22 protein-coding genes, 2 tRNA genes and 1 other annotated feature are annotated in these 26,232 nt (G+C 40.1%); of the genes, 20 read left to right on the forward strand and 4 right to left on the reverse strand.

What is annotated here, in order from left to right; translation table 11 throughout:
* The first annotated feature begins 2 nt into the window (after nt 1–2).
* From A4245_RS08265 to yihA, 9 genes are all read left to right on the forward strand, one after another.
* The gene (locus A4245_RS08265; RefSeq protein WP_067727254.1) at nt 3–596 is read left to right on the forward strand and encodes an XTP/dITP diphosphatase; all 594 of its coding nucleotides are present in this window, start codon (nt 3–5) and stop codon (nt 594–596) included.
* A 24-nt stretch (nt 597–620) separates the two neighbouring features.
* Nucleotides 621–1,130, forward strand: coding sequence for a YfcE family phosphodiesterase (locus tag A4245_RS08270; protein ID WP_067727255.1), 510 nt, complete (start codon nt 621–623; stop codon nt 1,128–1,130).
* A 301-nt stretch (nt 1,131–1,431) separates the two neighbouring features.
* Nucleotides 1,432–1,505: transfer RNA gene (locus A4245_RS08275), tRNA-Gly, on the forward strand.
* 10 nt (nt 1,506–1,515) lie between these two features.
* A tRNA-Arg gene (locus A4245_RS08280) sits at nt 1,516–1,589 on the forward strand.
* A 170-nt stretch (nt 1,590–1,759) separates the two neighbouring features.
* Nucleotides 1,760–2,740, forward strand: coding sequence for a tetratricopeptide repeat protein (locus tag A4245_RS08285; protein ID WP_067727256.1), 981 nt, complete (start codon nt 1,760–1,762; stop codon nt 2,738–2,740).
* Nucleotides 2,741–2,876: 136 nt separating this feature from the next.
* Nucleotides 2,877–4,166 carry a trigger factor gene (gene tig, locus A4245_RS08290; protein WP_067727257.1) on the forward strand — a complete coding sequence of 430 codons (1,290 nt, stop codon included), beginning with the start codon at nt 2,877–2,879 and terminating at the stop codon, nt 4,164–4,166.
* A gap of 308 nt (nt 4,167–4,474) precedes the next feature.
* The gene (clpX, locus tag A4245_RS08295) at nt 4,475–5,752 is read left to right on the forward strand and encodes an ATP-dependent protease ATP-binding subunit ClpX (protein WP_067727258.1); all 1,278 of its coding nucleotides are present in this window, start codon (nt 4,475–4,477) and stop codon (nt 5,750–5,752) included.
* Nucleotides 5,753–5,973: 221 nt separating this feature from the next.
* Entirely contained in the window at nt 5,974–8,310 is a 2,337-nt protein-coding gene (gene lon / locus A4245_RS08300) for an endopeptidase La (protein WP_067727259.1), read from the forward strand.
* Complete coding sequence (yihA, locus tag A4245_RS08305) at nt 8,291–8,878, forward strand: ribosome biogenesis GTP-binding protein YihA/YsxC (protein ID WP_067727260.1); 588 nt, start codon at nt 8,291–8,293, stop codon at nt 8,876–8,878. The genes lon and yihA overlap by 20 nt, the downstream gene beginning before the upstream one ends.
* A 78-nt stretch (nt 8,879–8,956) precedes the next feature.
* Here yihA and A4245_RS08310 read toward each other — a convergent pair whose 3' ends face one another.
* A complete protein-coding gene (locus A4245_RS08310) occupies nt 8,957–9,436 on the reverse strand; it encodes a LiaI-LiaF-like domain-containing protein (RefSeq protein WP_067727261.1) in 480 nt (159 codons plus the stop codon).
* 302 nt (nt 9,437–9,738) lie between these two features.
* On the opposite strand from A4245_RS08310, the gene hemA reads away from it, so the two are divergent.
* The 8 genes from hemA (at nt 9,739) to A4245_RS08350 (ending at nt 18,462) form a co-directional block, all read left to right on the forward strand.
* A complete protein-coding gene (gene hemA / locus A4245_RS08315; RefSeq protein ID WP_067727262.1) occupies nt 9,739–11,112 on the forward strand; it encodes a glutamyl-tRNA reductase in 1,374 nt (457 codons plus the stop codon).
* A 237-nt stretch (nt 11,113–11,349) separates the two neighbouring features.
* Nucleotides 11,350–12,168 carry a cytochrome c biogenesis protein gene (locus tag A4245_RS08320; RefSeq protein ID WP_067727263.1) on the forward strand — a complete coding sequence of 273 codons (819 nt, stop codon included), beginning with the start codon at nt 11,350–11,352 and terminating at the stop codon, nt 12,166–12,168.
* 11 nt (nt 12,169–12,179) lie between these two features.
* Nucleotides 12,180–13,109, forward strand: coding sequence for a hydroxymethylbilane synthase (hemC, locus tag A4245_RS08325; RefSeq protein ID WP_067727264.1), 930 nt, complete (start codon nt 12,180–12,182; stop codon nt 13,107–13,109).
* On the forward strand, nt 13,109–13,894 hold the full coding sequence (locus A4245_RS08330) for a uroporphyrinogen-III synthase (protein WP_067727265.1): 786 nt from the start codon (nt 13,109–13,111) through the stop codon (nt 13,892–13,894). The genes hemC and A4245_RS08330 overlap by 1 nt, the downstream gene beginning before the upstream one ends.
* Nucleotides 13,872–14,858: a porphobilinogen synthase gene (gene hemB / locus A4245_RS08335; RefSeq protein WP_067727266.1), complete on the forward strand. Its 987-nt coding sequence runs from the start codon at nt 13,872–13,874 to the stop codon at nt 14,856–14,858. Before A4245_RS08330 ends, hemB begins: the two co-directional genes overlap by 23 nt.
* Before the next feature lie 10 nt (nt 14,859–14,868).
* On the forward strand, nt 14,869–16,164 hold the full coding sequence (gene hemL / locus A4245_RS08340) for a glutamate-1-semialdehyde 2,1-aminomutase (protein ID WP_067727267.1): 1,296 nt from the start codon (nt 14,869–14,871) through the stop codon (nt 16,162–16,164).
* A gap of 160 nt (nt 16,165–16,324) precedes the next feature.
* Nucleotides 16,325–17,395, forward strand: coding sequence for a stage VI sporulation protein D (gene spoVID, locus A4245_RS08345; RefSeq protein WP_067727268.1), 1,071 nt, complete (start codon nt 16,325–16,327; stop codon nt 17,393–17,395).
* A 62-nt stretch (nt 17,396–17,457) separates the two neighbouring features.
* The gene (locus A4245_RS08350; protein WP_067727269.1) at nt 17,458–18,462 is read left to right on the forward strand and encodes a phosphotransferase; all 1,005 of its coding nucleotides are present in this window, start codon (nt 17,458–17,460) and stop codon (nt 18,460–18,462) included.
* Here the strand turns inward: A4245_RS08350 and A4245_RS08355 are convergent.
* Nucleotides 18,459–18,647: a hypothetical protein gene (locus tag A4245_RS08355; protein ID WP_067727270.1), complete on the reverse strand. Its 189-nt coding sequence runs from the start codon at nt 18,645–18,647 to the stop codon at nt 18,459–18,461. The two genes, A4245_RS08350 and A4245_RS08355, sit on opposite strands and share 4 nt — an antisense overlap.
* A gap of 159 nt (nt 18,648–18,806) precedes the next feature.
* Nucleotides 18,807–19,127: a binding site (T-box leader), on the forward strand.
* A 50-nt stretch (nt 19,128–19,177) separates the two neighbouring features.
* Here A4245_RS08355 and A4245_RS08360 point away from each other — a divergent pair.
* A complete protein-coding gene (locus A4245_RS08360) occupies nt 19,178–21,823 on the forward strand; it encodes a valine--tRNA ligase (RefSeq protein ID WP_067727271.1) in 2,646 nt (881 codons plus the stop codon).
* 39 nt (nt 21,824–21,862) lie between these two features.
* Here A4245_RS08360 and A4245_RS08365 read toward each other — a convergent pair whose 3' ends face one another.
* A complete protein-coding gene (locus A4245_RS08365; RefSeq protein WP_067727272.1) occupies nt 21,863–22,714 on the reverse strand; it encodes an ATP-grasp domain-containing protein in 852 nt (283 codons plus the stop codon).
* Nucleotides 22,711–23,601 carry an ATP-grasp domain-containing protein gene (locus A4245_RS08370; protein WP_067727273.1) on the reverse strand — a complete coding sequence of 297 codons (891 nt, stop codon included), beginning with the start codon at nt 23,599–23,601 and terminating at the stop codon, nt 22,711–22,713. Before A4245_RS08370 ends, A4245_RS08365 begins: the two co-directional genes overlap by 4 nt.
* Before the next feature lie 57 nt (nt 23,602–23,658).
* On the opposite strand from A4245_RS08370, the gene A4245_RS08375 reads away from it, so the two are divergent.
* Together A4245_RS08375 and A4245_RS08380 are read left to right on the forward strand one after the other, a co-directional pair.
* Nucleotides 23,659–24,942 (forward strand): bifunctional folylpolyglutamate synthase/dihydrofolate synthase, encoded by a 1,284-nt coding sequence (locus A4245_RS08375; RefSeq protein WP_067727274.1) that lies wholly within the window; start codon nt 23,659–23,661, stop codon nt 24,940–24,942.
* A 269-nt stretch (nt 24,943–25,211) separates the two neighbouring features.
* Nucleotides 25,212–26,090, forward strand: coding sequence for an SPOR domain-containing protein (locus A4245_RS08380; protein ID WP_067727275.1), 879 nt, complete (start codon nt 25,212–25,214; stop codon nt 26,088–26,090).
* The last annotated feature ends 142 nt before the right edge of the window (nt 26,091–26,232 follow it).

Consider the following 26,232-nt stretch of genomic DNA (forward strand, 5'->3'; position numbering starts at 1 on the left):
CAATGAAGCAAATAATAATCGCTACGAAAAACAAAGGAAAAGCCAAAGAATTTAAAGAATTCTTTTCAAAACACAATATAGAGGCAATTTCATTATTGGATCTGGACCAGGATATCCCGGATGTGGAAGAAACCGGCTCCACATTTGAGGAAAATGCAGCACTAAAGGCAGAGCAAATCGCAGCGTTACTAGACACCCCAGTGCTTGCGGATGATTCCGGTTTGATGATTGATGCATTGGATGGCAGACCAGGTCTTTTTTCCGCCAGGTATGCAGGAGAACCCAAAGACGATCAGGCGAACATAGATAAGGTGCTGGAGGAGATGAAGGAGATACCGGAACCGGAGAGGACTGCCAGGTTTATTTGTGTATTGGCAGTTGCCATTCCAGGAGAAAGAACCATTTTCCGAACAGGTTATTGTGAGGGTAAAATCAATTTTACCGAAAGAGGTGAAAACGGTTTTGGCTATGATCCGATCTTTACGCCGGAAGGTTATGAAGTAACCATGGCTGAGTTGACACCGGATGAAAAGAATCAAATAAGTCACCGAAAAGATGCGATTAGTCAATTGGAAAAATGGATACATACTCTATAGACAGCAATATTCGGAGGGGATTAAATGACGAAGGTTCTGATTATGAGTGATAGCCATGGTTTGACTGAAGAAGTGTCCATGATTAAGGCCCGTCATGATATAAAATTCATGATTCATTGTGGTGATTCGGAATTAGATCTTGATGCGGATGAAATGGACGGATTTTATAAGGTGGCGGGAAATTGTGATTTTGATGCCAGATATCCAGACGAACAGACGATCCAGTTAAATGACCTTACTTTTTATGTTACCCATGGGCATCTTCATCATGTAAAAATGGGGCTATTGGGATTGTCCTACCGGGCAGCGGAAGAAAAAGCAAACGTAATATGCTTCGGACATACCCATATTGCCGGTGTGGAACAGATTGATAAACAGCTCTTTATCAACCCGGGAAGTATCCGTTCACCTAGGAATCGGCAAGAAAAAACTTACGCAATAATGGAATGGGACAGTCCAGCTTCGGTAACAGTAAACTTTTATACAGTTAATGGAGATATGCTGGAAGACCTTGCCTTTCATGCCACCATATGAGAGACGAACAGCTGATCAGGAATCATATGGAAATGGTTCCTGATTAGACCTTTAAAAATTAATTTAAATTTACTGTTGACAAAAAAATATATTTTGCATATAATAATTCTTGTCCGCTAATTTTGGACACTAAAAAATACTTCACATAGTACATATATGAACGTCGTTAGTAAGGGTGGCTCACCTGCAGGTTATATTTATGTAGCAGGGATTGAAATATTTCATAACATAGTAGTGGCTTGAGTGCATTTATGGTAACCGAAGTTGCGTGAATCTAATTAAATAATCTATCATACACCGTGCGGGTGTAGTTTAGTGGTAAAACCTCAGCCTTCCAAGCTGATGATGAGGGTTCGATTCCCTTCACCCGCTCCAAACATCATATGTCCCAGTAGCTCAGCTGGATAGAGCAACAGCCTTCTAAGCTGTGGGTCGCAGGTTCGAATCCTGCCTGGGACGTCTAACAAAGAGAAACCTAAGGGAGTATATTAGGTTTCTCTTTTTTCTTAGTTGCAGAGCAGGTTGCGAATGTACGTACAAACGCTATGTAATGTTTATTTATTAAAAATACGGGAATCCATAGTTACTAACGTATTTGAAATTACTGTGCAAGGGGAAGAGGTGAATAAATGGAACCGAATTCAGATAATATCATACTTTTTCCAAGATTAAAGAAAACACTTGAGGAAGACAGTTTAAAAGCACTTCAGGAAAAAAAGTATGATGAGGCTCTTGGGAAATTAAATCAACTGATAAGCTATGGTGAGGACAGTCATGAAATTGTGATAGGGAAACTTATTTGTCTGATGGAACTGGGGAGGCATGAAGAAGCACAAGATCTTTGTGAGGAACTGATTCAACACAAGAATGAAAACTATTATCATTATGTACATATTTATTTGACCATCCTGTTTCAGACTAGCCAATATAGGCTTTTAATGGAACAGATTGAGTATGAGTTTGAAAATAATCAGGTTCCGGAGCCATTACAGGAACAATTTAAGCAGTTGTACGATATGAGCGAAAAAATGAAACTTGACTTTGTTATGGAAAAGTCCGACACTAAAGTCGAGGAGTTATTTACGGCTGTAAACCAGGATAACCATATAGAACAATGGCGGATTGTTGATCAGTTGAGAAGCATGAAGGTACAGCCGGATACTCAAATATTGTCTTTATTGAAGAGTGAACATGTGCATCCCGTTATCAAAACAGCGATACTTGCCTGGATGAAGGATGCAAGCATAACAGATGAGGTGGAAATACATAAATTTAGTTTAAGTACGCATGTGAAACCAATTGAAATTCCACCGATAAAAACAAACGAAGTGTACAAACAGATTATGTTACTGCTGAGTGAGGTCGAACAGAATAATCCGACATTATTCCAGCTGCTAGACCAGTTACTTTATCGCTACATATATGTGATCTATCCATTCATGCCGCCAAGTGAAGATGTGGAATCGATTATGCAGGCAATCAAAAATATAGGAAATCAGTATTTACATATACAAATTGAGGAAAGCGATGAAACGAGTGACGAAGTTCAGCACTATATGAAAGAAATCAGAATGTGCGACTCTTTATATTTGAGTATCATAGAGGAATAGGGTTTCCGGCAGCAGTAAATGCTTGAAACCACTATTAATTATGTTATAATGAGATGGTTGCAAATTTGATTATATATCAGAATACGCATGAAAAGTTAAAAAATGAATGGAAACAATAGATTTTGGAGGGAATTTTATGACAGCAAAATGGGAAAAGCAAGAAGGCAACAAAGGAGTACTTACATTTGAAGTAACATCTGAAGAATTTGATAAAGCATTGGATCAAGCATTCAAAAAAGTTTCCAAGGATGTTCAAATCCCTGGATTCAGAAAAGGTAAAATTCCGCGCGGACTATTTGAAAAACGTTTTGGTGTTGAATCACTTTATCAGGATGCAGTGGATATTGTGCTTCCTGGTGCATATACGCAAGCAATTAATGAGACGGATATCTTCCCTATCGCTCAGCCGGAAGTGGACATTGAGCAAATTGAAAAAGGAAAAGACCTGGTTTTCACTGCTACTGTTGAAGTGAAACCGGAAGTAACTTTAGGTGATTACAAAGGCCTTGAAGTTGAAGAGCAATCTGTAGAAATTACAGATGAAGATGTAGATAAAGAACTCGAGCAAATCCGCGAGCGTCATGCAGAGCTTGTTGTCAAAGAAGAAGGTAAAGCTGAAAACGGCGATACTGCTGTAATAGATTTTGAAGGATTTCTTGATGGAGAAGCTTTTGAAGGCGGAAAAGGAGAAAACCATTCATTGGAAATCGGTTCAGGACAATTCATCCCTGGTTTTGAAGAGCAATTAATCGGTAAAGAAACGGGCGATGAATCTGAAATTGAAGTTAATTTCCCCGAAGATTACCATGCAGAAGAGCTTGCTGGTAAAAAAGCCGTTTTCAAAGTTAAAATACATGAATTGAAATTCAAAGAACTTCCTGAACTGGATGATGAATTCGCTAAAGATGTTGACGAAGAAGCAGAATCTCTAGAAGATTTGAAGAAAAAGAAAAAAGAAGAGCTTGAAGCTCAGGGAAAACAGAATGCAGAAAATGAAAAACGCGAAGCACTGATCCAAAAAGCATCTGACAATACGCAAGTTGATATTCCAGATGCCATGGTTGATACAGAGTTGGATCAAATGGTGCGTGAATTCGAACAACAATTGCAAATGCAGGGCATGACAATGGAAATGTATGCACAGTTCTCTGGCCAAGATGAGGCAGCATTGAAAGAGCAGATGAGAGAAGATGCAGCTAAACGTGTTAAAACGAATCTTACTTTAGAAGCTATCGCTGAAGCTGAAAATCTTGAAGCTTCTGACGAAGATGTTCAGGCGGAGCTTGAGAAAATGGCTGGCATGTACGGTGCAGAAGTCGATCAGCTAGTACAAATGCTTGGTGGCAATACAGATACGATTAAAAATGATTTGAAAATGAGAGCGGCTATTGATTTCCTGGCTGAAAACAGCAAAACTGTCCAATAAATCAAACATTAACTAAAATGTTCTCAAACAAGGTGCGATTTATGTCGCACCTTGTTTTGCTTTTTTGAAGTAAATCATGCTATTAATTTGGTTTACCTCATATAGTAAATGTAAGACGTTTCCAAAGTTATAAGTTGACTTTTTTTAATATTTATCCATAATGGAAACAACAACCATTTTTAAATGCAGCATTTCTTACGTTCATCACATAAAAGGTTTATTGTTTTGTTTTTTAAATTGTATCTGATATGATGACTATAAAAGTTGAAAGCTGATATAAAATTCAGCATGTTTAGGGGTGAGATGTAATGTTTAAGTTCAATGAAGAAAAAGGTCAACTGAAATGTTCATTTTGTGGAAAGAGTCAAGAACAAGTACGTAAGTTAGTCGCCGGTCCTGGCGTTTATATATGTGATGAATGTATTGAACTCTGCACAGAGATTGTTGAGGAAGAGCTTGGTACGGAAGAAGAAATGGAAATGGAAGAAATTCCGAAGCCAAAGGAAATCTGTAATATTCTTGATGATTATGTTATCGGGCAGGAAAAAGCCAAAAAGAATATGGCAGTGGCGGTATATAATCACTATAAACGTATTAATACTACAAAAAGTACGGATGACGTTGAAATATCTAAAAGTAACATAGCGATGATAGGACCAACAGGAAGTGGTAAAACATTGCTGGCTCAAACATTGGCTCGTATCATTAACGTACCTTTTGCAATGGCAGATGCGACATCATTAACGGAGGCAGGTTATGTCGGTGAAGATGTTGAAAATATTCTTCTCAAATTGATCCAGTCAGCAGATTATGATGTTGAAAAAGCTGAGAAAGGGATTATCTACATCGATGAGATCGATAAAGTTGCCCGGAAATCAGAAAACCCTTCCATTACACGAGATGTATCGGGGGAAGGGGTTCAGCAGGCGCTGCTGAAAATTCTTGAGGGGACAGTTGCTAGTGTTCCGCCACAGGGTGGACGAAAGCATCCACATCAGGAATTTATCCAAATCGATACGACAAATATCCTTTTCATCGTCGGTGGCGCGTTTGACGGAATTGATCAGGTAATCAAACGACGTCTAGGTAAAAAGGTAATCGGTTTTGGTTCAAATGAAAAACAGGAAGATCTGGATATGGGACAGCTGCTTTCAAAAGTATTACCTGAAGATCTGCTGCGTTATGGTCTGATTCCTGAATTCATTGGACGTATTCCAGTTATCGGGAGTTTGACCCCGTTGGATGAAGATGCATTGATTCAGATTCTGACGAAGCCTAAAAATGCACTGGTCAAACAATACCAAAAGCTATTTGAAATGGATAATGTCGAGCTCGAGTTCGAAGAGGAAGCCTTGGTGGAAATCGCCAAAAAAGCAATTGAACGTAAAACCGGAGCTCGTGGTCTGCGTTCGATTATAGAGGGCATCATACTGGATGTTATGTTCGATCTCCCATCCAGGGAAGATGTTGAAAAATGTGTCATAACTAAAGATACAGTTACAGAGGAAGATGGCAGTCCGAAACTGATTTTTAATGATGGAACGGTTAGAAAAGGAAACGAAAAGCTTCCAAAAGAAAGTGCATAGATAAAGTATGAGACTGACTCGGGGCAACTTCTTCTTTTTGAAAGAAATGCCTTTGGTTGGTCTCTTTTTTTGTTTATGAAAGCAAATTACGGTCATACTAACGGAGATAAAATAAAACAAAAGGTAATAAATGGATTTACAAATGGCTGTTTTTTCATTAGACTTAAGTGATACATAATAGAATTAGTTTCAATAATACATATAAAATGGAGGTACTGATAATGAGTGACAAGACAATACAAATTCCCCTCCTCCCTTTGCGTGGACTGTTGGTGTTTCCATCAATGGTTCTTCATTTGGACGTAGGCAGAGATAAATCAATTGCGGCACTTGAAAAAGCGATGATGGAAGATCAAAAAATCTTTCTCGCCGCCCAGAAAAAAATCGATCTGGATGATCCGGAGCCTAAAGACATATATACAATCGGAACGGTGGCGACCGTAAAACAAATGCTGAAATTGCCAAACGGAACCATACGAGTATTGGTTGAAGGGTTATCTAGAGGTGAAATTCAGCGCTATATTGATTCGGATAACGAATATATGATTGAGATAAACCTGTTGGCGGAAACCCATGGTGATAAGCACGAAGAAGAAGCTTTAACACGCTCCTTGCTGGAACAATTCAAGCAATACATAAAATTATCCAGAAAAATAACACAGGAAACTTATGAAACAGTCGAAGATATCGAGGAATCGAGCAGGCTGGCCGATATAATCGCATCCCATCTGGCGCTTAAGGTAAAAGATAAGCAAGAGATTCTGGAATTAACAAATGTGACTGACCGAATTAAGCTTCTGATCAAAATTATCTCGAATGAGAAAAAGGTTCTCGATCTGGAAAAGAAAATCGGACAGCGTGTAAAGACATCCATGGAAAAAACACAAAAAGAATATTATTTGCGTGAACAGTTAAAGGCCATCCAAAAGGAGCTCGGTGAAAGGGATGGAAAGTCCAGTGAAGTTGAAGAACTGCGGGACAAGATCGAGCAGTCAGATATGCCGGAGCATATTATGGAAGTTGCCCTTAAGGAATTAGGAAGGTATGAAAAAGTACCTCAAACTTCTGCTGAGAGCTCTGTGATCAGAAATTATTTGGAATGGCTGATCGTGTTGCCATGGACGAAAAAGACACAGGATCAGATTGAGATCAAACATGCTGAAAAGATATTGAATGAAGATCATTATGGTCTGGAAAAAGTAAAAGAGCGTATTTTGGAATATTTGGCCGTTCAAAAACTGACGAATACGATTAAAGGGCCCATTTTATGTCTTGTTGGTCCACCAGGTGTAGGTAAGACTTCACTTGCCAAATCAATATCCCGGTCAATTGACCGTAATTTCGTTCGTATTTCACTTGGTGGTGTCAGGGATGAGGCAGAAATAAGAGGTCACCGAAGAACATATATAGGAGCCATGCCAGGGCGAATTGTCCAAGGTATGAAAAAAGCAGGTACAATAAATCCGGTCTTTCTTCTGGATGAGATTGATAAAATGTCAAATGATTTCCGGGGCGACCCTTCTGCCGCGATGCTCGAAGTGTTGGACCCTGAACAGAACAGTACATTCAGCGATCATTTTATCGAAGAAAACTATGATTTGTCCAATGTGCTTTTTATTGCAACAGCAAACAATGTAAACAGTATCCCTGGACCGTTATTGGATCGGATGGAACTTATCTCAATCGCTGGTTATACCGAGGTGGAAAAGCTTCATATAGCGAAAAAGCATCTATTTCCAAAGCAGCTGAAAGAAAATGGTCTGAAAAAAGGCAATATGCAGATCAGAGAAGGGGCCATCCTGAAACTGATCCGGACCTATACTCGGGAAGCAGGGGTACGTGGTCTTGAAAGGCAATTGGCCAAATTATGCCGGAAAGCAGCGAAAATAATCATTTCAAAAGAAAAAGATAAAGTGATTGTAACTGAGAAAAGCCTGGAAGAATTACTCGGCAAGCCTATTTACAGTTATGGCCTTATGGAACAGGAAAATCAAGTAGGAACTGCAACAGGTCTGGCTTACACATCTGCTGGAGGCGATATCCTTTCGATTGAAGTCAGCCACTATCCGGGTAAAGGTAAATTGACGCTTACTGGAAAACTTGGAGATGTCATGCAGGAATCAGCCCAGGCTGCATTCAGCTACATTCGTTCCCGTACAACAGAATTTAAAATTGAACCGGATTTTCATGAGAAATATGATATCCATATTCATGTGCCGGCCGGTGCCACACCTAAGGATGGGCCATCAGCCGGAATTACAATTGCTACCGCACTCGTTTCTTCATTAACTGGAAGGGCAATTAAGAAGGAAGTTGGAATGACAGGGGAGATTACACTTCGGGGACGAGTATTACCGATTGGCGGATTAAAAGAAAAGTCGTTAAGCGCACATCGAGCGGGCTTGACTACACTGATTGTGCCGGAAGAGAACGAAAAAGATATAGAAAATATACCAGAAAGCGTGCGAAACGAACTGACATTTATCACTGTAAAACACCTTGATCAGGTTCTCGAGCATGCATTAGTGGGGGAGAAAAATGAAAGTAACAAACGCTGAAATTGTAATCAGTGCCGTAAGTCAAAAGCAATACCCGGGTGACATGCTGCCCGAGATTGCCCTTGCTGGTCGTTCCAATGTTGGTAAATCGTCATTCATTAACAAGCTGATCAACCGCAAGAACTTGGCACGCACATCCTCAAAACCAGGGAAAACACAAACACTAAATTTTTACAAAATCAATGATGGCTTCTATTTCGTTGATGTTCCTGGATATGGATATGCAAAAGTTTCCAAAAAGGAACGGGAAAAATGGGGAGTTATGATGGAAGAGTATTTCCAGACAAGGGAAACGTTAAAAGCTGTCTTACTTATTACGGACCTTCGTCATGAACCGACCAAGGATGACCTGCAAATGTATGAATTCTTGAAATATCATGATCTGCAGGTCATCATCATTGGGACTAAACTTGATAAAATACCTAAAAACAAAAGGGCGCAGCATATAAAGCGTACAAAGCAGACATTTCAGGCAGGGCCAGATGATATTGTCATACCATTCTCTTCCGAAACCGGAGAAGGTAAAGAGGAATCATGGTCTGTAATTACTGCGTTTTTAAAAAACTGATAAAAGCTCACTTGCCAGTATCTGCACATGGCAAGTGAGCTTTTTTAACAGGAAAGAGATGTATAAATTGCAATTTATTCATCTCTTTCTGAGAAAATAGATTCCGACAAGGATGAGTGCAATCGGCCAAAAGCTTTCTAATACATCAACAATCTCGTATATCCAATCCAAATAATCCGGCAGATTAATAGAAAAGATCATCAGGACAGCAAGAGCAACGAGAAACAGCCCCGGAAGCAATCCATTCTTCGTTTTGCTGTAACGAACGATGAATGCCAATCCGATAATCAATAGAAATACTGCCCAATGATCAATCCAGAAGCTGTAATGCTGGACTCCATGCAAGTGAATTCCTATCCCAAGAATGATTGTTCCACCGAATAAATTTTGATAGCCTTTTGATGTGTAGCTATGTATTAGAAGTGAAAGGCCGATAATAATGAGTAATGTCTGCCAGGAATAAAAGTCTGTAAGAATTGGAATCTTAAGCTCTCTTAAAAGAAAATAGATACCGATTCCAATGAGTAGATAGGCGAGTAATGAATTTTGTTTTTTCATTAATGAATGTCCCTCCGGAGTATGAGTCGATTTGTTGATAACCCGTCTACAGTATGGTAAAGTACAGACGAGTTGTTATTATACGTTTTATACTAACATATTGTTTCAGAATCTGTTCACAATTTAATGATAAAGACTACCGCAATACATGTTATACTAGTAGACAGGTAACGTAAGTATGGGGATATATCCGTAATTTATCTAGAGGCAGGAAAGTACAGGCTTGCCTGTCTGCCTAAGCGAAATGAAGGCTGTCACCGAAAGACTTGGTGGCAACCAAGTTTTCTAATGGGGGTAGAAAAGTGCATATTTTAAAAGTAGGTTTCAATTATAAAACAGCCCCTGTAGAAATAAGGGAGAAGCTCACGTTTGCAGAACAATCTCTTCATGAGGCGATGGTTGAATTGAAGAGACAGAAAAGCATTCTGGAAAATGTGATTGTTTCAACATGCAACCGGACAGAAATCTATGCCGTGGTCGATCAATTACACACCGGCCGTTATTATATAAAGCAATTTCTGGCTGATTGGTTTCAAATGGATAAGGAGGAATTTTCCTCTTATTTGCGTATTACGGAAGATGATGGTGCAATGGAACACCTTTTCCGTGTTTCTACAGGGCTTGACTCTATGGTACTTGGTGAGACGCAAATCCTTGGTCAGGTAAAACAGGCATTTTTGACCTCACAGGAAATGCAGACGACTGGAACGATCTTTAATGAATTATTTAAACAAGCGATTACATTTGGAAAGCGTGCCCATAAAGAAACAGAAATTGGCGAGCATGCCGTTTCAATCAGTTATGCTGCCGTGGAATTGGCAAAGAAAATCTTTGGTGATCTGCAGAACAAACATGTAGCAATTCTCGGGGCGGGAAAAATGGGCGAGCTTGCTGCCAAAAACCTGCAAGGCTCAGGGACAACGGAAATTACGGTTATTAATCGTACATTGAAAAAAGCAGAAGAGCTGGCAAATAAATTTAACGCAAAAGCCCAAAGCATGGACAACTTACTGGATGTTATTCAGAAAGCAGATATATTAATCAGCTCCACTGGATCTGATTCTATTGTACTGACGAAGGAAATGCTCGAGCCAATTCAGAAAAACCGCAAAGGAAAAGTTCTTTTCCTCGTAGATATTGCCGTTCCAAGAGATGTCGACCCACAAATCAGCAATCTGGATGATGTGTTTCTTTATGATATCGATAATTTAAAAAACATCGTTGATGATAACCTGGAAGCTAGAAAAGCAGCTGCCAAGCAAATAGAAATAATGATGGAAGAAGAAATTGTCATGTTTAAGGAATGGATGAAAACATTGGGAGTAGTGCCTGTCATTTCGGCATTACGTAAAAAAGCACTATCCATCCAGGCGGAAACGATGAAAAGTATCGAAAGAAAAATGCCTGATATGACAGCCCGTGAAAAGAAAGTGATCAGCAAGCATACAAAAAGTATTATTAACCAGCTGTTGAAAGAACCGGTTACACAAGCGAAAGAGCTTGCCGGGAGCGAAAAGGCAGAAGAATCATTACAGCTTTTCATCGATATTTTCGGTATTGAGGAGGAAGTGAAGGAAGAATTTGAGAGACAGGCAAAAAAAAGTGAATTGATGCAGACACTTGCAAAAGATGAAAAAACTTCCTTTCCGGTCATTGAAAAATTATCTACCAGTTAACACCAAAAAGGTTGGAGCATCAGTACAGAATAGAGGCATGTGACTATAACCGGCACGTTTAGCCCACCTATTTTCACCGCATCTATTTCCTTGTGTCGATGTGCACTTCTTTCTCGAACGAAAATATGGAAAGTGTATTAGGCGATGGACACTGTGGCTGGATGTGGATAGCCATTATGCCCTTCGTTATCCAGGCCGCCAATTACAGTTTCCTAAGAATGAAGAAAGGATAATACGATGATTGAAATGAAGTGGCTTTATGAAATTATTCTTATTATATACGGCTTCAGTTTAATCGGTTATTTTATAGATTTCATTCATAACAGCCGGAAAGCAAATAGAATTGCTTTCTGGTTGCTTAGTATGGTTTGGTTTATTCAAACTGTTTTTTTCGTTTATGAGATAATCGTTCAGAAGAGCTTTCCTGTTGCGACCGTCGTGGATAGTCTGCTTATGTATTCATGGGTCCTCATTACGTTTTCGCTCATCATCAATAAACTGTTTCCTGTTCGTTTTATAGGAATGTTTATAAATATATTCGGATTCTTTATTTTGTTGATGTATGTGGCTGCAAGTGCTGCCAACCGTTTTCCAAGTCAGGCGATTGCTTTTGTACATGAAATTCTCATTGCCCATATTACACTTGCAATCATTTCGTATGGTTTTTTTACATTGGCGTTTTTGCTATCCATTATGTATTTAATTCAATATCGTTTCTTAAAAAAGAAAAAAGGTTTAAAATGGATGTGGCGGCTTGGTGATTTAGGTGTGCTGGATAACTATAGTTTTAGAGCGGTGTCGGCAGGGGTACCATTATTATTAATAGCGATTATACTAGGTGTCGTCTGGGCCAATGTCTCCACATCAGCATTTTTTTGGATTGATGCTAAAACGATTGGTTCCATCATTGTTTTGATTGTTTATACAGTGTATTTAATTTTAAGGATCATATTCGGTTACAAAGGAAAGTTCCTATCATCTTTCAACACAGTTGCTTTCCTGATTTTGCTGATCAATTTCTTTTTATTCAGCTCATTATCGAATTTTCACTTTTAGGAGGATCATATATGCGCAAGATTGTAGTAGGTTCAAGACAAAGTAATTTAGCCCTGACCCAAACAAAGTGGGTAATTAATCAGCTGAAAGAAGCTGGAGTTAAAAATGATTTTGAAATAAAAAAAATCGTAACAAAAGGAGATCGGATTCTTGATGTTACGTTATCAAAAGTAGGCGGTAAAGGTCTCTTTGTAAAAGAGATTGAGCAGGCTATGTATGATAAGGAAATTGATTTTGCAGTACATAGTATGAAAGACATGCCATCAGAGATGCCAGAGGGACTTGTGATTTCTTCTATTCCTGTGAGAGAAGATCATCGTGATGCCTATATTGCAAATGATCATGTAAAACTTGCAGACTTGCCAAAAGAGGCGATTGTTGGAACAAGCAGTTTACGTCGAGCAGCGCAAATACTCGCTGAACGTCCGGACCTAAAGATTAAATGGATCCGCGGCAATATTGAAACACGGATTCGAAAATTACAGGAAGAGGACTACGATGCGATTATTCTTGCTGTCTCCGGGCTTAAACGGGTTGGATTGAGTGAAGAACTAATTACCGAATACTTGGAGCCGGAAATCTGTGTTCCAGCTGTTGGGCAGGGCGCTTTAGCTATTGAAAGCCGTGAAGATGACGAAGAAATCCGCGGGATTCTGGAAAAAATCAACGACGACTTAACAACAAGAACTGTAACAGCAGAAAGAACATTTCTGAACTTACTTGAAGGCGGATGCCAAGTACCAATTGGCGGATACGCTTACCTTGAAGAGAATGATATTGTCCTGACCGCATTAGTCGGAACACCTGATGGAAAAACAATACTCAAAGAAATTGTCCGAGGAAGTGATCCGGAAGCAGTCGGAAAAGAGGCGGCAGAATCATTGATCAAGCAAGGTGCCAAGGAGATTGTGGAACAGGTAAAAGAGGAGCTAGACAAGTAATGGATCTATCATTGCATGGATGCAAAGTTCTTATAACAAGGGAAGCGAAGCAGGCAAATGTGCTTGCAGAAAAACTTGCAGCCCTTGGTGGCATACCTGTTACGGTTCCATTACTTAGAATTTCATGTAAAGATGCAAAGGAAAATCAGCAAATCCTTGCCAAAATCCAGACCTATACATGGATTTTTTTTACAAGTGCCAACGGGGTGGATTGTTTTTTTCGTCTAACTGAAAAATATCACGTGCATACTTTTGGACAACTTAAATTTGCCACTGTGGGTCAGAAGACAGAACAGGCTTTAAATGCATATGGTTATCAAACCTCATTTGTTCCTTCTACCTATAATGCGGAGAACATGGCCAAGGAATTTGGGAATGAATTCAGTGAGGAAGGTCCAGTCCTCTTGATTCGCGGCAATCGTTCAAGGGATGTTCTGCCGGTGGAATTTTCCAAAAAGCAGCTAGCCTTTGATTCCATGGAGGTTTATGAGACATCTGTTAATAATGATGCAAAAGAAGAGCTCAATCAAATCCTGTCAAAGGATGACATTGATTTTATTACTTTTACAAGCCCTTCAACTGTTGAGGCATTTCTGGAAATGGCTGAAGCGATACCTGAGAAGAATATTGTCTGTATTGGTACCACAACAGAACAGCGGGCAAGGGAACTTGGTTTCAGTGCCATCATTACACCACATAAGTTCACTACAGAGTCGATGCTAGAAGCAATAAGCAATTACATAAACAGAAAGGAAGGATCATATGTCTCACCCGATAAACTTTAAGCGCCACCGAAGATTACGTTCATCCTCGGGCTTGCGTTCCATGGTACGTGAAACGCATTTACGTACAGAAGATTTTATTTACCCGATGTTTGTCATTGAAGGCCAAAATGTAAAAAATGAGGTTCCATCAATGCCGGGGGTATATCAGCTTTCCTTTGACTTATTGCTTGATGAGGTAAGGGAAGTGTACGAGCTTGGAATCCGCTCTGTTATTTTCTTTGGAGTAATCTCAGAGAAAGATGAAGTCGGTTCTGGAGCATTCGCAGAGGACGGCATTATCCAAAAAGCGACACGTCTAGTCAAAAAGGAATTTCCTGAACTGCTTGTAGTCGCTGATACTTGCTTATGCGAGTACACTTCACACGGTCATTGCGGTGTTATTCACGATCATGACGTCAATAATGACGAATCACTGAAATTACTCGCCAAAACTGCAGTTTCCCAAGCCCAGGCAGGTGCAGACATTATTGCACCTTCCAATATGATGGATGGTTTTGTCGCAGTTATCCGGGCAGCATTGGATGAGGCCGGATATTTACATATTCCAATTATGTCTTATGCTGTAAAATACGCGTCAGCATTCTACGGTCCATTCCGTGATGCAGCAGACAGTACACCACAGTTTGGTGATCGCAAAACATACCAGATGGACCCTGCAAACCGATTGGAAGCACTGAGGGAAGCTGAAACTGACGTTGCGGAAGGAGCAGATTTTCTTATTGTAAAACCTGCAATGTCGTACCTTGACATCGTTCGTGAAGTGAGGGACAACTTTAATTTACCAGTAGTTGCCTATAATGTAAGTGGTGAATATGCGATGGTAAAGGCAGCAGCGCAAAATGGCTGGATTGATGAGAAATCATTGGTAATGGAAAAGCTAACTTCCATGAAACGTGCCGGAGCAGATTTAATCATCTCGTACTTTGCAAAAGATGTTGCCATATGGCTGAAAGAAAATGACTGAAGGGGTGTAAATGGTGAGAAGCTATAATAATTCTATGGATGCATATAAAGAAGCAGTAAATTTAATGCCTGGCGGAGTCAATTCTCCCGTACGAGCATTTAAATCAGTTGGGATGTCTCCTGTTTTTATGGAAGCAGGAAAAGGTTCCAAAATTTACGATATCGATGGCAATGAATACATCGACTACGTATTAAGCTGGGGACCATTGATTTTAGGGCATGCTGATGACCGTGTGGTAGCAAGCTTAAAGGAAGCTGCCGAAAAAGGGACGAGCTTCGGGGCTCCAACCGTACTGGAAAATAAACTTGCACAGCTTGTGATTGAACGTGTACCTTCAATTGAAATGATCCGTATGGTCAATAGTGGTACAGAAGCTACAATGAGTGCCATTCGACTTGCAAGAGGATATACGGGCAAAGACCTTGTCTTAAAATTTGAAGGTAGCTACCATGGGCATGGAGATTCTTTATTGATAAAAGCAGGCTCAGGTGTTGCGACGCTAGGTTTGCCGGATAGTCCGGGAGTTCCGAAATCGATTGCCAGCAACACGATTACAGTACCGTATAATGATATGGATAGTGTGAAGGTTGCATTTGATAACTTCGGTGATAACATTGCGGCAGTTATTATGGAACCTGTGTGTGGTAATATGGGCGTTGTCCCACCACAGAACAGCTTCTTGCAGGAATTAAGACAAATAACAGAAGACCATGAGACTTTATTGATCTTTGATGAAGTTATGACTGGATTCCGTGTAGACTACAATTGTGCACAAGGTCATTTCGATGTTACACCAGATCTTACTTGTCTCGGTAAAGTGATTGGCGGGGGACTGCCAGTTGGTGCCTATGGCGGAAAGCGTGAAATAATGGAGCAAATTGCCCCATCTGGACCGATTTATCAGGCTGGAACATTATCAGGTAATCCATTGGCCATGACTGCAGGCTATGAGACATTAGCAGCTTTAACAAAAGAATCATACGAAGCGATCAGTGAAAAAGTTGATCATCTTGTCGATGGATTCCGTGCAGCCGCTGCGGAATATGATATACCATTGCATATTAACCGTGCTGGTTCTATGGTTGGAGTATTCTTTACGAATGAGGAAGTAACGGATTTTGAAAGTGCCCAAGCATCAAACCTTGATTACTTTGCACAATATTATCGGGCGATGATGGACGAAGGTGTCTTTCTTCCGCCATCACAATTCGAAGGACTATTCCTTTCCACAGCCCATACGGATGAAGATATTGCAAAAACAATCCAGGCCATCCGTACAGCATTTTCTAAAATAGAAAAGCAGTAATCATCATAAATTAGACATAAGCTATTCCGTTATTGAAAACATCTGTAAAGGTGAGATTCAATGAAGGAATAGCTTTTTTCATGCATATACAATTGTTGCTGTTCATATAGATTATAAAGACATATCGGCATATGGATATATGTTGAAGGGAGGAATTTTTGTGACAGGCGATTCCAAGGCATTTACCTTTGAACTGGAGGAGTCTCTGTTTTTCGAAAAGGGACAGGAAGTTGCGGAAATGAGAGCAATAGCTTTAGAACCTGAAATCTCTATTCAGTCCTATGATGAGTACATTTCCATTAAAGGAATTATTGAACTGCGTGGAGAATATGAAAGATCACCGTCTGCAGAGAGCGAAGATGAAGTGCTTGATTTCGACGATTTCCAGGCAAAACGTTATGTGGAAAAAGTCATTGAAGAAGACGGTACAGTTGTTTTCTCCCACTCTTTTCCGGTAGAGATTTCCGTACCGCCTTACCGGGTTGCAGACTTGAACGATGTGACGGTGAATATTGAATCATTTGATTATGAATTACCGGAATCAGGTAAATTAAAGCTCTATGCATCCATTGAAATCCATGGAATCAACAGTGAGGAAGAAAAACCACGGACAGAAAAAGAAGAACAAGTTCTGGATGAGTTTGCAGATGATGAAGAAGATACCTTTGAATTCGAAATCAGAAAGCAAAAAGAAGAATTTGCTGAGGATAGGGAAGAATCGAAAGAAGCAGAAACGGAAAATCCTCCTGAAGTAATAGAGCAGGAAAATCAGGATATCCAAGCTGAAGAAACGGAAGGCGAAGCTATGGAGAAGGAAGATCCAGACCGTTGGAAAGTAAAGTCCCAGACATTAGCGGAGTTTTTCAATAAGTTACCAGAGGAACAAGAAGATAAGGCAGAAGATATGGAAGAATTGGTGGCACAAGAATCGGAAGTTAATTCAACAGACGATAACAGCACTTCCGATGGTGAGCAATCTGTTGAGGTTCATCCTTCGGGGTATGAAGAGCAAACCATGGAGGACGCTACTTATTTATCGGATATTTTTCGAAGCACTGAGGAAGAAAGCTTCACAAAAATGAGACTTTGCATTGTTCAGGACCAGGACACAATTGAAAGCATTGCACAACGTTTTTCGATCAGTCCACTGCAATTGATAAAACATAACGATTTGGATACGGATTTTGAAGTATATGAAGGCCAGCTGTTGTATATACCGCACAACAGTTAAGAGATTTAACCCCTTGTCTATTTATATTCAGGGGGTATATCATTTTAGGGGTGGTGAATGAGATGGATAAGATAAAGAAAGTCATGGAAGCCTATAAGGTCTATCCAATCCGTACAGAAAAAATAACCGAGCGATTATACCGAGTGAATGACGGCCAACGCGATTACGCCCTGAAAATGAGTAAACTAAATGAAGCGAATATTGAAAAATGGCAAAATGTATATTACTTGGCGAATGAAAAAAACCTCTCGGAAATAGTACCAGTATATTTAACAAAAAATGGCAAGCTATTCGAGAAATTCAATGAAGCGTTCTTTTACCTGACTCCATGGATAGATATTCCTGCCCGTGGAAATGATGAAAACACAATAAAGAATACAATGCATCGTTTAGCAAGTGTACATGAGAAAACCAAAAATTCCCAGCGTATTTCCAGTGAGAAATTAAAAGAAAACTTTCATACATATCAAACCTTTTGTAAGCAGTTGCCGTCAGAATTGCTTTCCATTATAAGACAGTTTGAAGGTAATCGGTATATGTCGCCATTTGAGCTCCTGGTTTGCACGCAGTACAGAGACCTCGAATATGCAACCAATGCAAATAATGAGTTAATTAATGACTTCCTTGAACAAAATGAAGCACATATCCCATGGAATCGTTGCCTCTGTCACGGTAATTTGCGAAAAGAGCATATTGCAGATCGGCATCTTTTGAATTGGGAAAATGCTGGGTACGATTTACCTGCAACGGATCTGGCTGTTTATTTCAGTCACTTGACCGGAAATTATGACCAACCCGTCGAAACGATAACAGAAGGGTTCAAAATCTACAAAGAAAAAAACGACCTTTCTGGACCGGAAATGCAGCTGCTTTCGATTTATCTGTTTAACCCATCTTCTTATATAACAATCGTTCGTGATTACATGGGGCGTTCTTCCACTAAGCCAATGACAGACCAAATCACAGAATTGCAGCAACAATACAGAAAAATCCTTTTCGCAATAAAATGGAGGAAGTTCATCAGGGAGGAATATGAGAGCATCTCTTTTGACAACTCTGCTACCTAAATCCATTCCAAATAAAATGCAATAAACAGACCGATAAACAATCCAAGCAACAGCACATCAAATGTTGTAGGAATAAGTAACGTACGTATTAATTGGAAAATCAGGATTGGCAATGTTACCTTTTCCAGAACGTAGAGACAGTGCCTCCCCCATGGAGGAAGCTTATACCGATAATAACGGGCCACTGAATACACCTCTTTTTGGTAAAATTATGCTCACATCTTCGCTTTTGCTTATATACTATGTATAAACACCCCACATTTGTGCAATACAATAGTAAAAATAGTTGACGTTGCAGGTTGTTACGGATAAAATAATAAGCATACTAATAAGTAAACCAATATACGAAAGCGATGACAGGGAAGAGTACAGAGTAAACGCCTAAAAGAGAGGGAAATCAAGTGCTGAGAATTTCCCAGGCAGGTTGTTCTGGAAGGTCGCCCAAGATGCAGCTTCTTTGAAATTGTAGTAGAGGAAGCCGGTCATTGACCGTTATCAATACATGAGTGTACAAACTCTTTCATAGTGCAGATAAGCAGGTGTAAACCTTCTCTATTTGTATTCATGCAAATAGGGCATTTGCCTGAATGCATGGGGACTGCCAGCATATTCCGAGTTTGTAAACAAAGGTGGTACCACGGAAGCTTACCCTTTTCGTCCTTTATTTCAGGATGAAAAGGGTTTTTTAGTATAGTTAAAATAGGAGGCATACAAAATGAGCGATCAGGAAAACACATCACTTCCATCAAAGTATAACCCACAGGAAGTGGAAAAAGGACGATATCAGTTTTGGGTGGAAGGAAAATACTTTGAGGCTACCGGTGATCCGGATAAAGAAGCCTTCTCGATTGTTATTCCACCACCAAATGTAACCGGGAAACTTCATCTCGGTCATGCATGGGATACAACAATGCAGGATACGATATCCCGTATGAAACGGATGCAGGGCTATGATGTATTGTGGCTTCCCGGTATGGATCATGCCGGAATTGCAACACAGGCAAAAGTAGAAGCAAAACTGAAGGAACAGGGTACAAATCGATATGAGCTTGGTCGTGAGAAGTTTTTGGAAAAGGCATGGGAATGGAAGGAAGAGTATGCGGATTTCATTCGTTCGCAGTGGGAAAAAGTTGGTCTTGGCCTTGACTACTCCCGTGAACGTTTCACATTGGATGATGGCCTGTCAGATGCGGTTAAAGAAGTCTTTGTCAGGTTATATGAAAAAGGGCTTATCTATCGCGGGGAGTACATCATTAACTGGGACCCCGAGACCCAAACAGCTTTATCCGATATTGAGGTGATTTATGAAGAGGTGCAAGGTAAATTTTATCATATGCGCTATCCAATCAAAGACAGTGACGAAACAATTGAAATAGCAACTACACGTCCCGAAACAATGCTTGGTGATACCGCAGTTGCCGTACACCCGAAAGATGAACGTTATAAACATCTGATCGGCAGAACGGTGATCCTGCCGATTGTAGGTCGTGAAATTGAAATTGTAGCCGATGAATATGTGGATATGGAACTTGGATCGGGTGCAGTTAAAATAACACCTGCTCACGACCCTAATGATTTTGAAATTGGTAATCGGCATGATCTGAAACGTATCCTTGTTATGCATGAAGATGGTTCCATGAATGAGAACGCTGGAAAATACGAAGGGCTTGACCGCTTTGAATGCCGTAAGCAGATTGTGAAGGATCTTCAGGACATGGATGTTCTGTTTGAAATAGAAGAACGTGTGCATCAGGTAGGGCATTCTGAACGAAGTGGCGCAGTTGTGGAACCATATCTTTCAACACAATGGTTTGTTAAGATGGAACCCCTCGCAGAAGCTGCAATAGAGATGCAGCACGGGGAAGATAAAGTGAATTTCGTTCCGGAACGTTTTGAGAAAACATACTTTAACTGGATGGAGAACATTCGTGATTGGTGTATTTCGCGCCAGCTTTGGTGGGGACATCGCATTCCGGCATGGTATCACAAAGAAACAAAAGAGGTCTACGTTGGAAAATCAGCGCCAGCAGATATCGAGAATTGGGAGCAAGATGAAGATGTGCTTGATACATGGTTCTCCTCTGCATTATGGCCGTTCTCCACAATGGGCTGGCCGGACACGGAGGCAGAAGACTTCAAACGCTATTTCCCGACAGATGTACTTGTAACGGGATACGATATCATTTTCTTCTGGGTAGCGAGAATGGTATTCCAGTCGAAGGAATTTACTGGAGAAAAACCGTTTAAAGATGTACTGATGCATGGACTTATCCGGGACGCCGATGGCCGTAAAATGAGTAAGTCATTAGGTAATGGCGTTGACCCAATGGATGTAATAGAAAAATATGGGGCCGACTCATTAAGATACTTCCTTCTGACTGGTTCTACACCAGGTCAGGATCTGCGTTTCCAATGGGAAAAAGTGGAATCTACCTGGAACTTTGCCAATAAAGTATGGAATGCATCGCGCTTCTCATTAATGAATATGGAAGGATTGCAATATGAAGATATTGACTTAAGCGGAGAGCTTTCCCTGGCTGATAAATGGATTCTTACACGCCTGAATGAAACGATCGAATCGGTAACGAAGAATACCAATAAATATGAGTTTGGTGAAGCTGGTCGTCATCTATACAATTTCATCTGGGATGAGCTTTGTGACTGGTATATTGAAATGGCAAAACTTCCACTATATGGTGACGATGAAGAGAAGAAGCAAACAACAAGATCTGTTCTTGCCTATGTACTTGATCAGACAATGCGTATGCTGCATCCATATATGCCGTTTATTACTGAAGAAATCTGGCAGCAGCTCCCACATAAGGGAACTTCCATTACGGTAGCAAAATGGCCGGAAGTACGCAATGAGTTCCATGACGAAGATGCCTCCAAGGAAATGAAACGATTAGTGACCATCATCAAGTCGGTACGTAATATTCGTGCGGAAGTGGATACACCGATGTCGAAACAGATTAAGATGATGATTCAGGCAGAGAACGGGGAGATTGTTCGTGAGCTTGAAGGTAATCGTGAATATCTGGAACGCTTCTGTAATCCTAGTGAATTAATGATTGCTGAAAAATTGGATATACCTGAAAAGGCGATGTCTGCTGTTGTAACGGGTGCAGAAATATTCCTGCCGCTTGAAGGACTGATTGATTATGAAAAAGAAATTGAGCGTTTAGAGAAGGATTTGACCAAATGGACAAAAGAAGTTGAACGCGTTCAGAAGAAACTATCCAACCAAGGTTTTGTCAGTAAAGCACCACAATCAGTTGTAGATGAAGAAAAACGCAAGGAACAGGATTATCTCGATAAACAGGCCAAAGTTAAAGCACGATTATCGGAGCTTAAGGGCTAACATGAAAACAGCGGAAATCTGATCAGATTTCCGCTGTTTTCATGTAATTTCAGCTTTGATAAATGCCATATACTTTTCAAGAATATTGATGTCACTCGTTGCACTTAACGTTCTGGAGCCTACCACATCTTCTATCTCATTAAATAATAATTCACCATTATGGCCAATTAAAAAATCGATTCCAACCATCCCAAAATCAAAGTGTACGATAATCTTATATATCTGTTCTTTTTCGTGCTCCTTCAGATTATAAAGTTTGGCAGATCCACCGAGTTTATAATTAGCTCTGAAATCCGACGAGCTTTCGCGCAGCACGGCACCAACAATCTCTTTACCGACAATGAACACACGAAGATCCTTACCTAGCTGCACGTCTGCAGATTGAAGGATGATATCTGTCTGAATCGTTGTTTTGCATTTCATCCAATCCTTTGGGTTTTCGATATAATATACCTGCTTGCCGCTTCTGCCGCTTACTTCCTTCACAATAAACGGGTATGAGAAGGGGGGTGTATCCGGAATATTGTCTTTGCTGCTGAAAATTGTTTCCACCATCGGAACTCCCAGCTGATTAACATGAAGATGGGTCAAAGCTTTGTTATTGCAGATACGGGAAACCTCTGCAGAATTAAATACGGGTATTCCCATCGCTTCCAAATGAAGGTTCAATAATGGTTCAACACTTCTGACAATAGTAAAATCCGGTTGGGGTACAGTCTTGTTATTAACCTGTATGCTCATATCATTGTTTATGATTCCAATCGTCATTTCTTCACGAAGGATTAATGACAATAACAGATCTTGTTTGTTTGCTTCGTCCATAAGCCACTTAATATAAGATGCGTTTTGCAAGGCATCTGTTTTACTGTAAATAAGCCAGCCATTTTTCACGACAAAACCTCCGTAATATAGTCTATTATGTATTCGGCAGCGTTTATACCAGTACAGTCAAGAAGGTTTCTAATATGTGCATTTGAATTAACCTCACAAATCAGGCGGGTCTGCCCAGGACCTATCAATATATCCACCCCGCCAAAGTCAGCATGAATGGCCTTTACTGCCGATACAGCAAGCTGCGATTCGATTTTGGACGGTTGATAAGATTCCATCGATCCGCCTGCAGTGACATTTGCACGAAAGTCATTCCTATTTGTTCGTTGCATAGCTGCAACTACTTGGTCTCCAACAACTTGGAGACGTAAATCTCTTCCGAAGCTGGATGGGATAAATTCCTGGAACAGATAAGGTTTCTCTTGTATCTCCTCCATCTTCTCCATGACAGCCTCCTTGCTCTCCAGCAAATAAACCTGTTCCCCAAACGAACCATATGTTTCCTTAATAATTAAAGGGAAACCAAAGGTGTTCGTGACCTTATTCACTAGCTCAGAATCAATTTTACCATTTTTAAAAATTTTGGGCGCAATGATTGTCTTCGGTATTGGTAGGTTATTGGCTGCCAGTAACTGATAGGTGGCAATCTTATCATCGCTTATTTCGATAGCCTGACTGGAGTTGAAAACACGAATGCCGAGTAATTCAAGTTGTCTCGCCAAATAAATATCTTTATCGGCAAAAACGACAAAATCCGGTAAGTCAATATTGCCGGTATGTAACAAATCAAGCTTGTTCTCTGTAAGCAAACCAAGCAAAACATTATTTTTGAAGATGACAGTTTCTATATTTTTTTCCGTAGCTGCCTGCTGTACCATTTCCGCATAATCAAGAAATTTATTTCCGGGCAGATTGCCATTATATATAATCCAGCCTTTTATATTCATAGGGTATATCCTTTCTGCTATAATAAATTTTACTTACATATTGGAAGGTGTGGAACGATGTTTACTACGTTTCAGGAAGTAGAAGCTTTTTTTGACTCTAGAAAATCACTAGGGATTAAACCTGGATTGGATCGTATGAATAACATACTTCAACAGCTGGGTAATCCACAAAGAAACATACAGGCAGTGCACATTGCCGGAACCAATGGAAAGGGTTCGACCGCCCAATACATCAAAAATGCCCTCGAGGCGAACGGCTATCAGGTTGGCGTTTTCTCTTCACCGAGCCTTTCCGGACTGACGGGCCATATACTTCTTGATGGTAAAGAAATCGGTGAAGAAGCATTCAAAGATTTATGTAATGAAATTTATCCAGTGATTAAGCAAATGGATGCGGCCGATCTTGCACCAACGGAATTTGAAATCATTACAGTGATCGCATTTATTTATTTCGCACGCTATAGTGATATTGCTCTTATTGAAGCGGGTATGGGTGGCAGGGAAGATACTACCAATTGCATTCAGCCTATTTTATCTATTATCACGAATGTTGCGAAAGACCATATTGGCTTTCTCGGAAATACAATTGCAGAAATAGCTTATCAGAAAGCCGGCATTATTAAAAGTGGTGTCCCTGTTATTACCGGAGAGCTTGTGGAAGAAGCACTGCCTGTTATTAATTTGGAGGCTGAGAAAAGAAAAACAACAGTCTATCGGTTTGGTGCCGATTTTACGTTTGAAAAAAGAAATGATAATTATATGATTTGGACAAACGGCCAAAGAAAAGCTGTAACAAAGCTGCGCATGCTTGGCAAACATCAGTGTAAAAATGCGTCTATTGCATTTATGGCACTTGAGAAACTTTCAGATGCAGGATATGCAATGTCATCGAAGAAAGCAGCAGATGGGATAGGAAATACAACGCTTGCAGGAAGATTTGAAATGGTAAGCAGAGAACCTGCCATTATTTTGGATGGTGCCCACAACCCAGATGGAATAAACGCTTTCGTAAACACTGTTGAGGAGTACTATGGTGAGGCTGAAAATCATATTTTATTTGCTGCTTTTAAAGATAAAGAACTGAAAAAGATGCTAGAGCGAATGGAGACCAGTTTTTCGTCGATTACACTTACAAGCTTTAACCATCCCCGTGCAGCTGATGCCTCTGAACTAGGAGATTTAGTAGAATATGCAGAAAATAAGAAGGTAGCAGCCAATTGGGAAAGGGCAGTGGATGAGATTCTAGAAAACAAATCAGGAAATCACTTTATTACTGGCTCACTGAATTTCATTTCCTTAGTACGTACATATATTTTAAATAAGTCAGCTTACACCGAGTGACATTGAAAAAAGGCTTTTACAATTATGGGTGGAAGATACGCTGTTTAAGTGGGTCTTGATTGACTGTTAGTTCCTAGTAATATGGATATCCTGAGACTCCCTGGCTCCTTTCAGTGTTTTAACTTTAGTTAGTGGCACAAGAGTTGTGTAAATAATTGAAAGAAGCAGAAAGATGTAGAACGATTTTTTCTTCTTCTGTCATTATTCGTCTTACTTTTTATATATGCTGTGCTAGAGTTTAACATATTAACGGGCATAGGAGGCGAGTTATGGAAAAAAATAAGGCAGTACTAGTAGAAAAGAATGGGAAACAGCTAAAATATAAACTGCAGGATCGAACAAATCGCCACTCTCCAGATGAAGAATTCGCGGCTGCCCTCGAAGAATCTGATGAATCGATTCCCGTCCTGAGTGGCGTCAATAAATATAACGCTTCTAAAAAGAAAAAGAAAAGCAGAATTTATTTTTCCAAGCCAATGTTATTCGCTATTCTATCGGCCATCATCGTTGGGACTGTGATGGGATTCGCGATGCTTCGTATTTTCGTGGATGTGGAGGCTGAAAGTGATGGACAACCGCTTAATAATCAGCCGCCAATCACAGCTGCGAATGAGAACGCCTCCGCTGAAAAGGCATCGCCATTTTCGATGGACCCACTGGAGGCATATATATTACAGGCGGGGGTTTTTTCAGAAAAAGAAAATGCAGAGAAGTGGGCTGCAGAATATACGGATAAAGGAATTGAGACGATTATATGGAATAGGGATAATCAATTTTATCTCTTGGCTGGAATCGCTCCAACGAAAGAAAAGGCAGTGTATATAGCTGATGAATTAAAAACCGGAAACTCCATTGATCTATTTGTAAAGGAATGGAGTACGATTGCAGGCGAAGCACCATTAAATGTTGAAGAACAGGAGTGGGTAGGTCATTTTCAGGATGTGTGGAAGGATTCATTGAGCAACATGAACGAAGGGCAGTCAAACTCTATCGATAACTGGAGTAATCTAATGGACAGGAAACCGAATCAATCGGATATATTAGCCCCCCTGGTTACCTCTATAGGCGATTCAAGCAGGGAAGGGAACCCGATACAGCTATTGCAATGGATGTATCACTATGAGCAAATGATGGAATCTAAGCAGTAGAACAGGTAATTTACATATTACCTGTTTTTTAATTTTACGTAACAAAAGTTGGCTTAAATTACTATTTTCCCTAAGCGATTTTCTAATAATAGAGACGAATACCCCCTTTAAAATACAATTTTGATAATTTGTTAGTCTGAAG

The sequence above is a fragment of the Oceanobacillus damuensis genome (genome assembly GCF_001618145.1).
Taxonomy (GTDB): Bacteria; Bacillota; Bacilli; order Bacillales; family Amphibacillaceae; genus Oceanobacillus; species Oceanobacillus damuensis.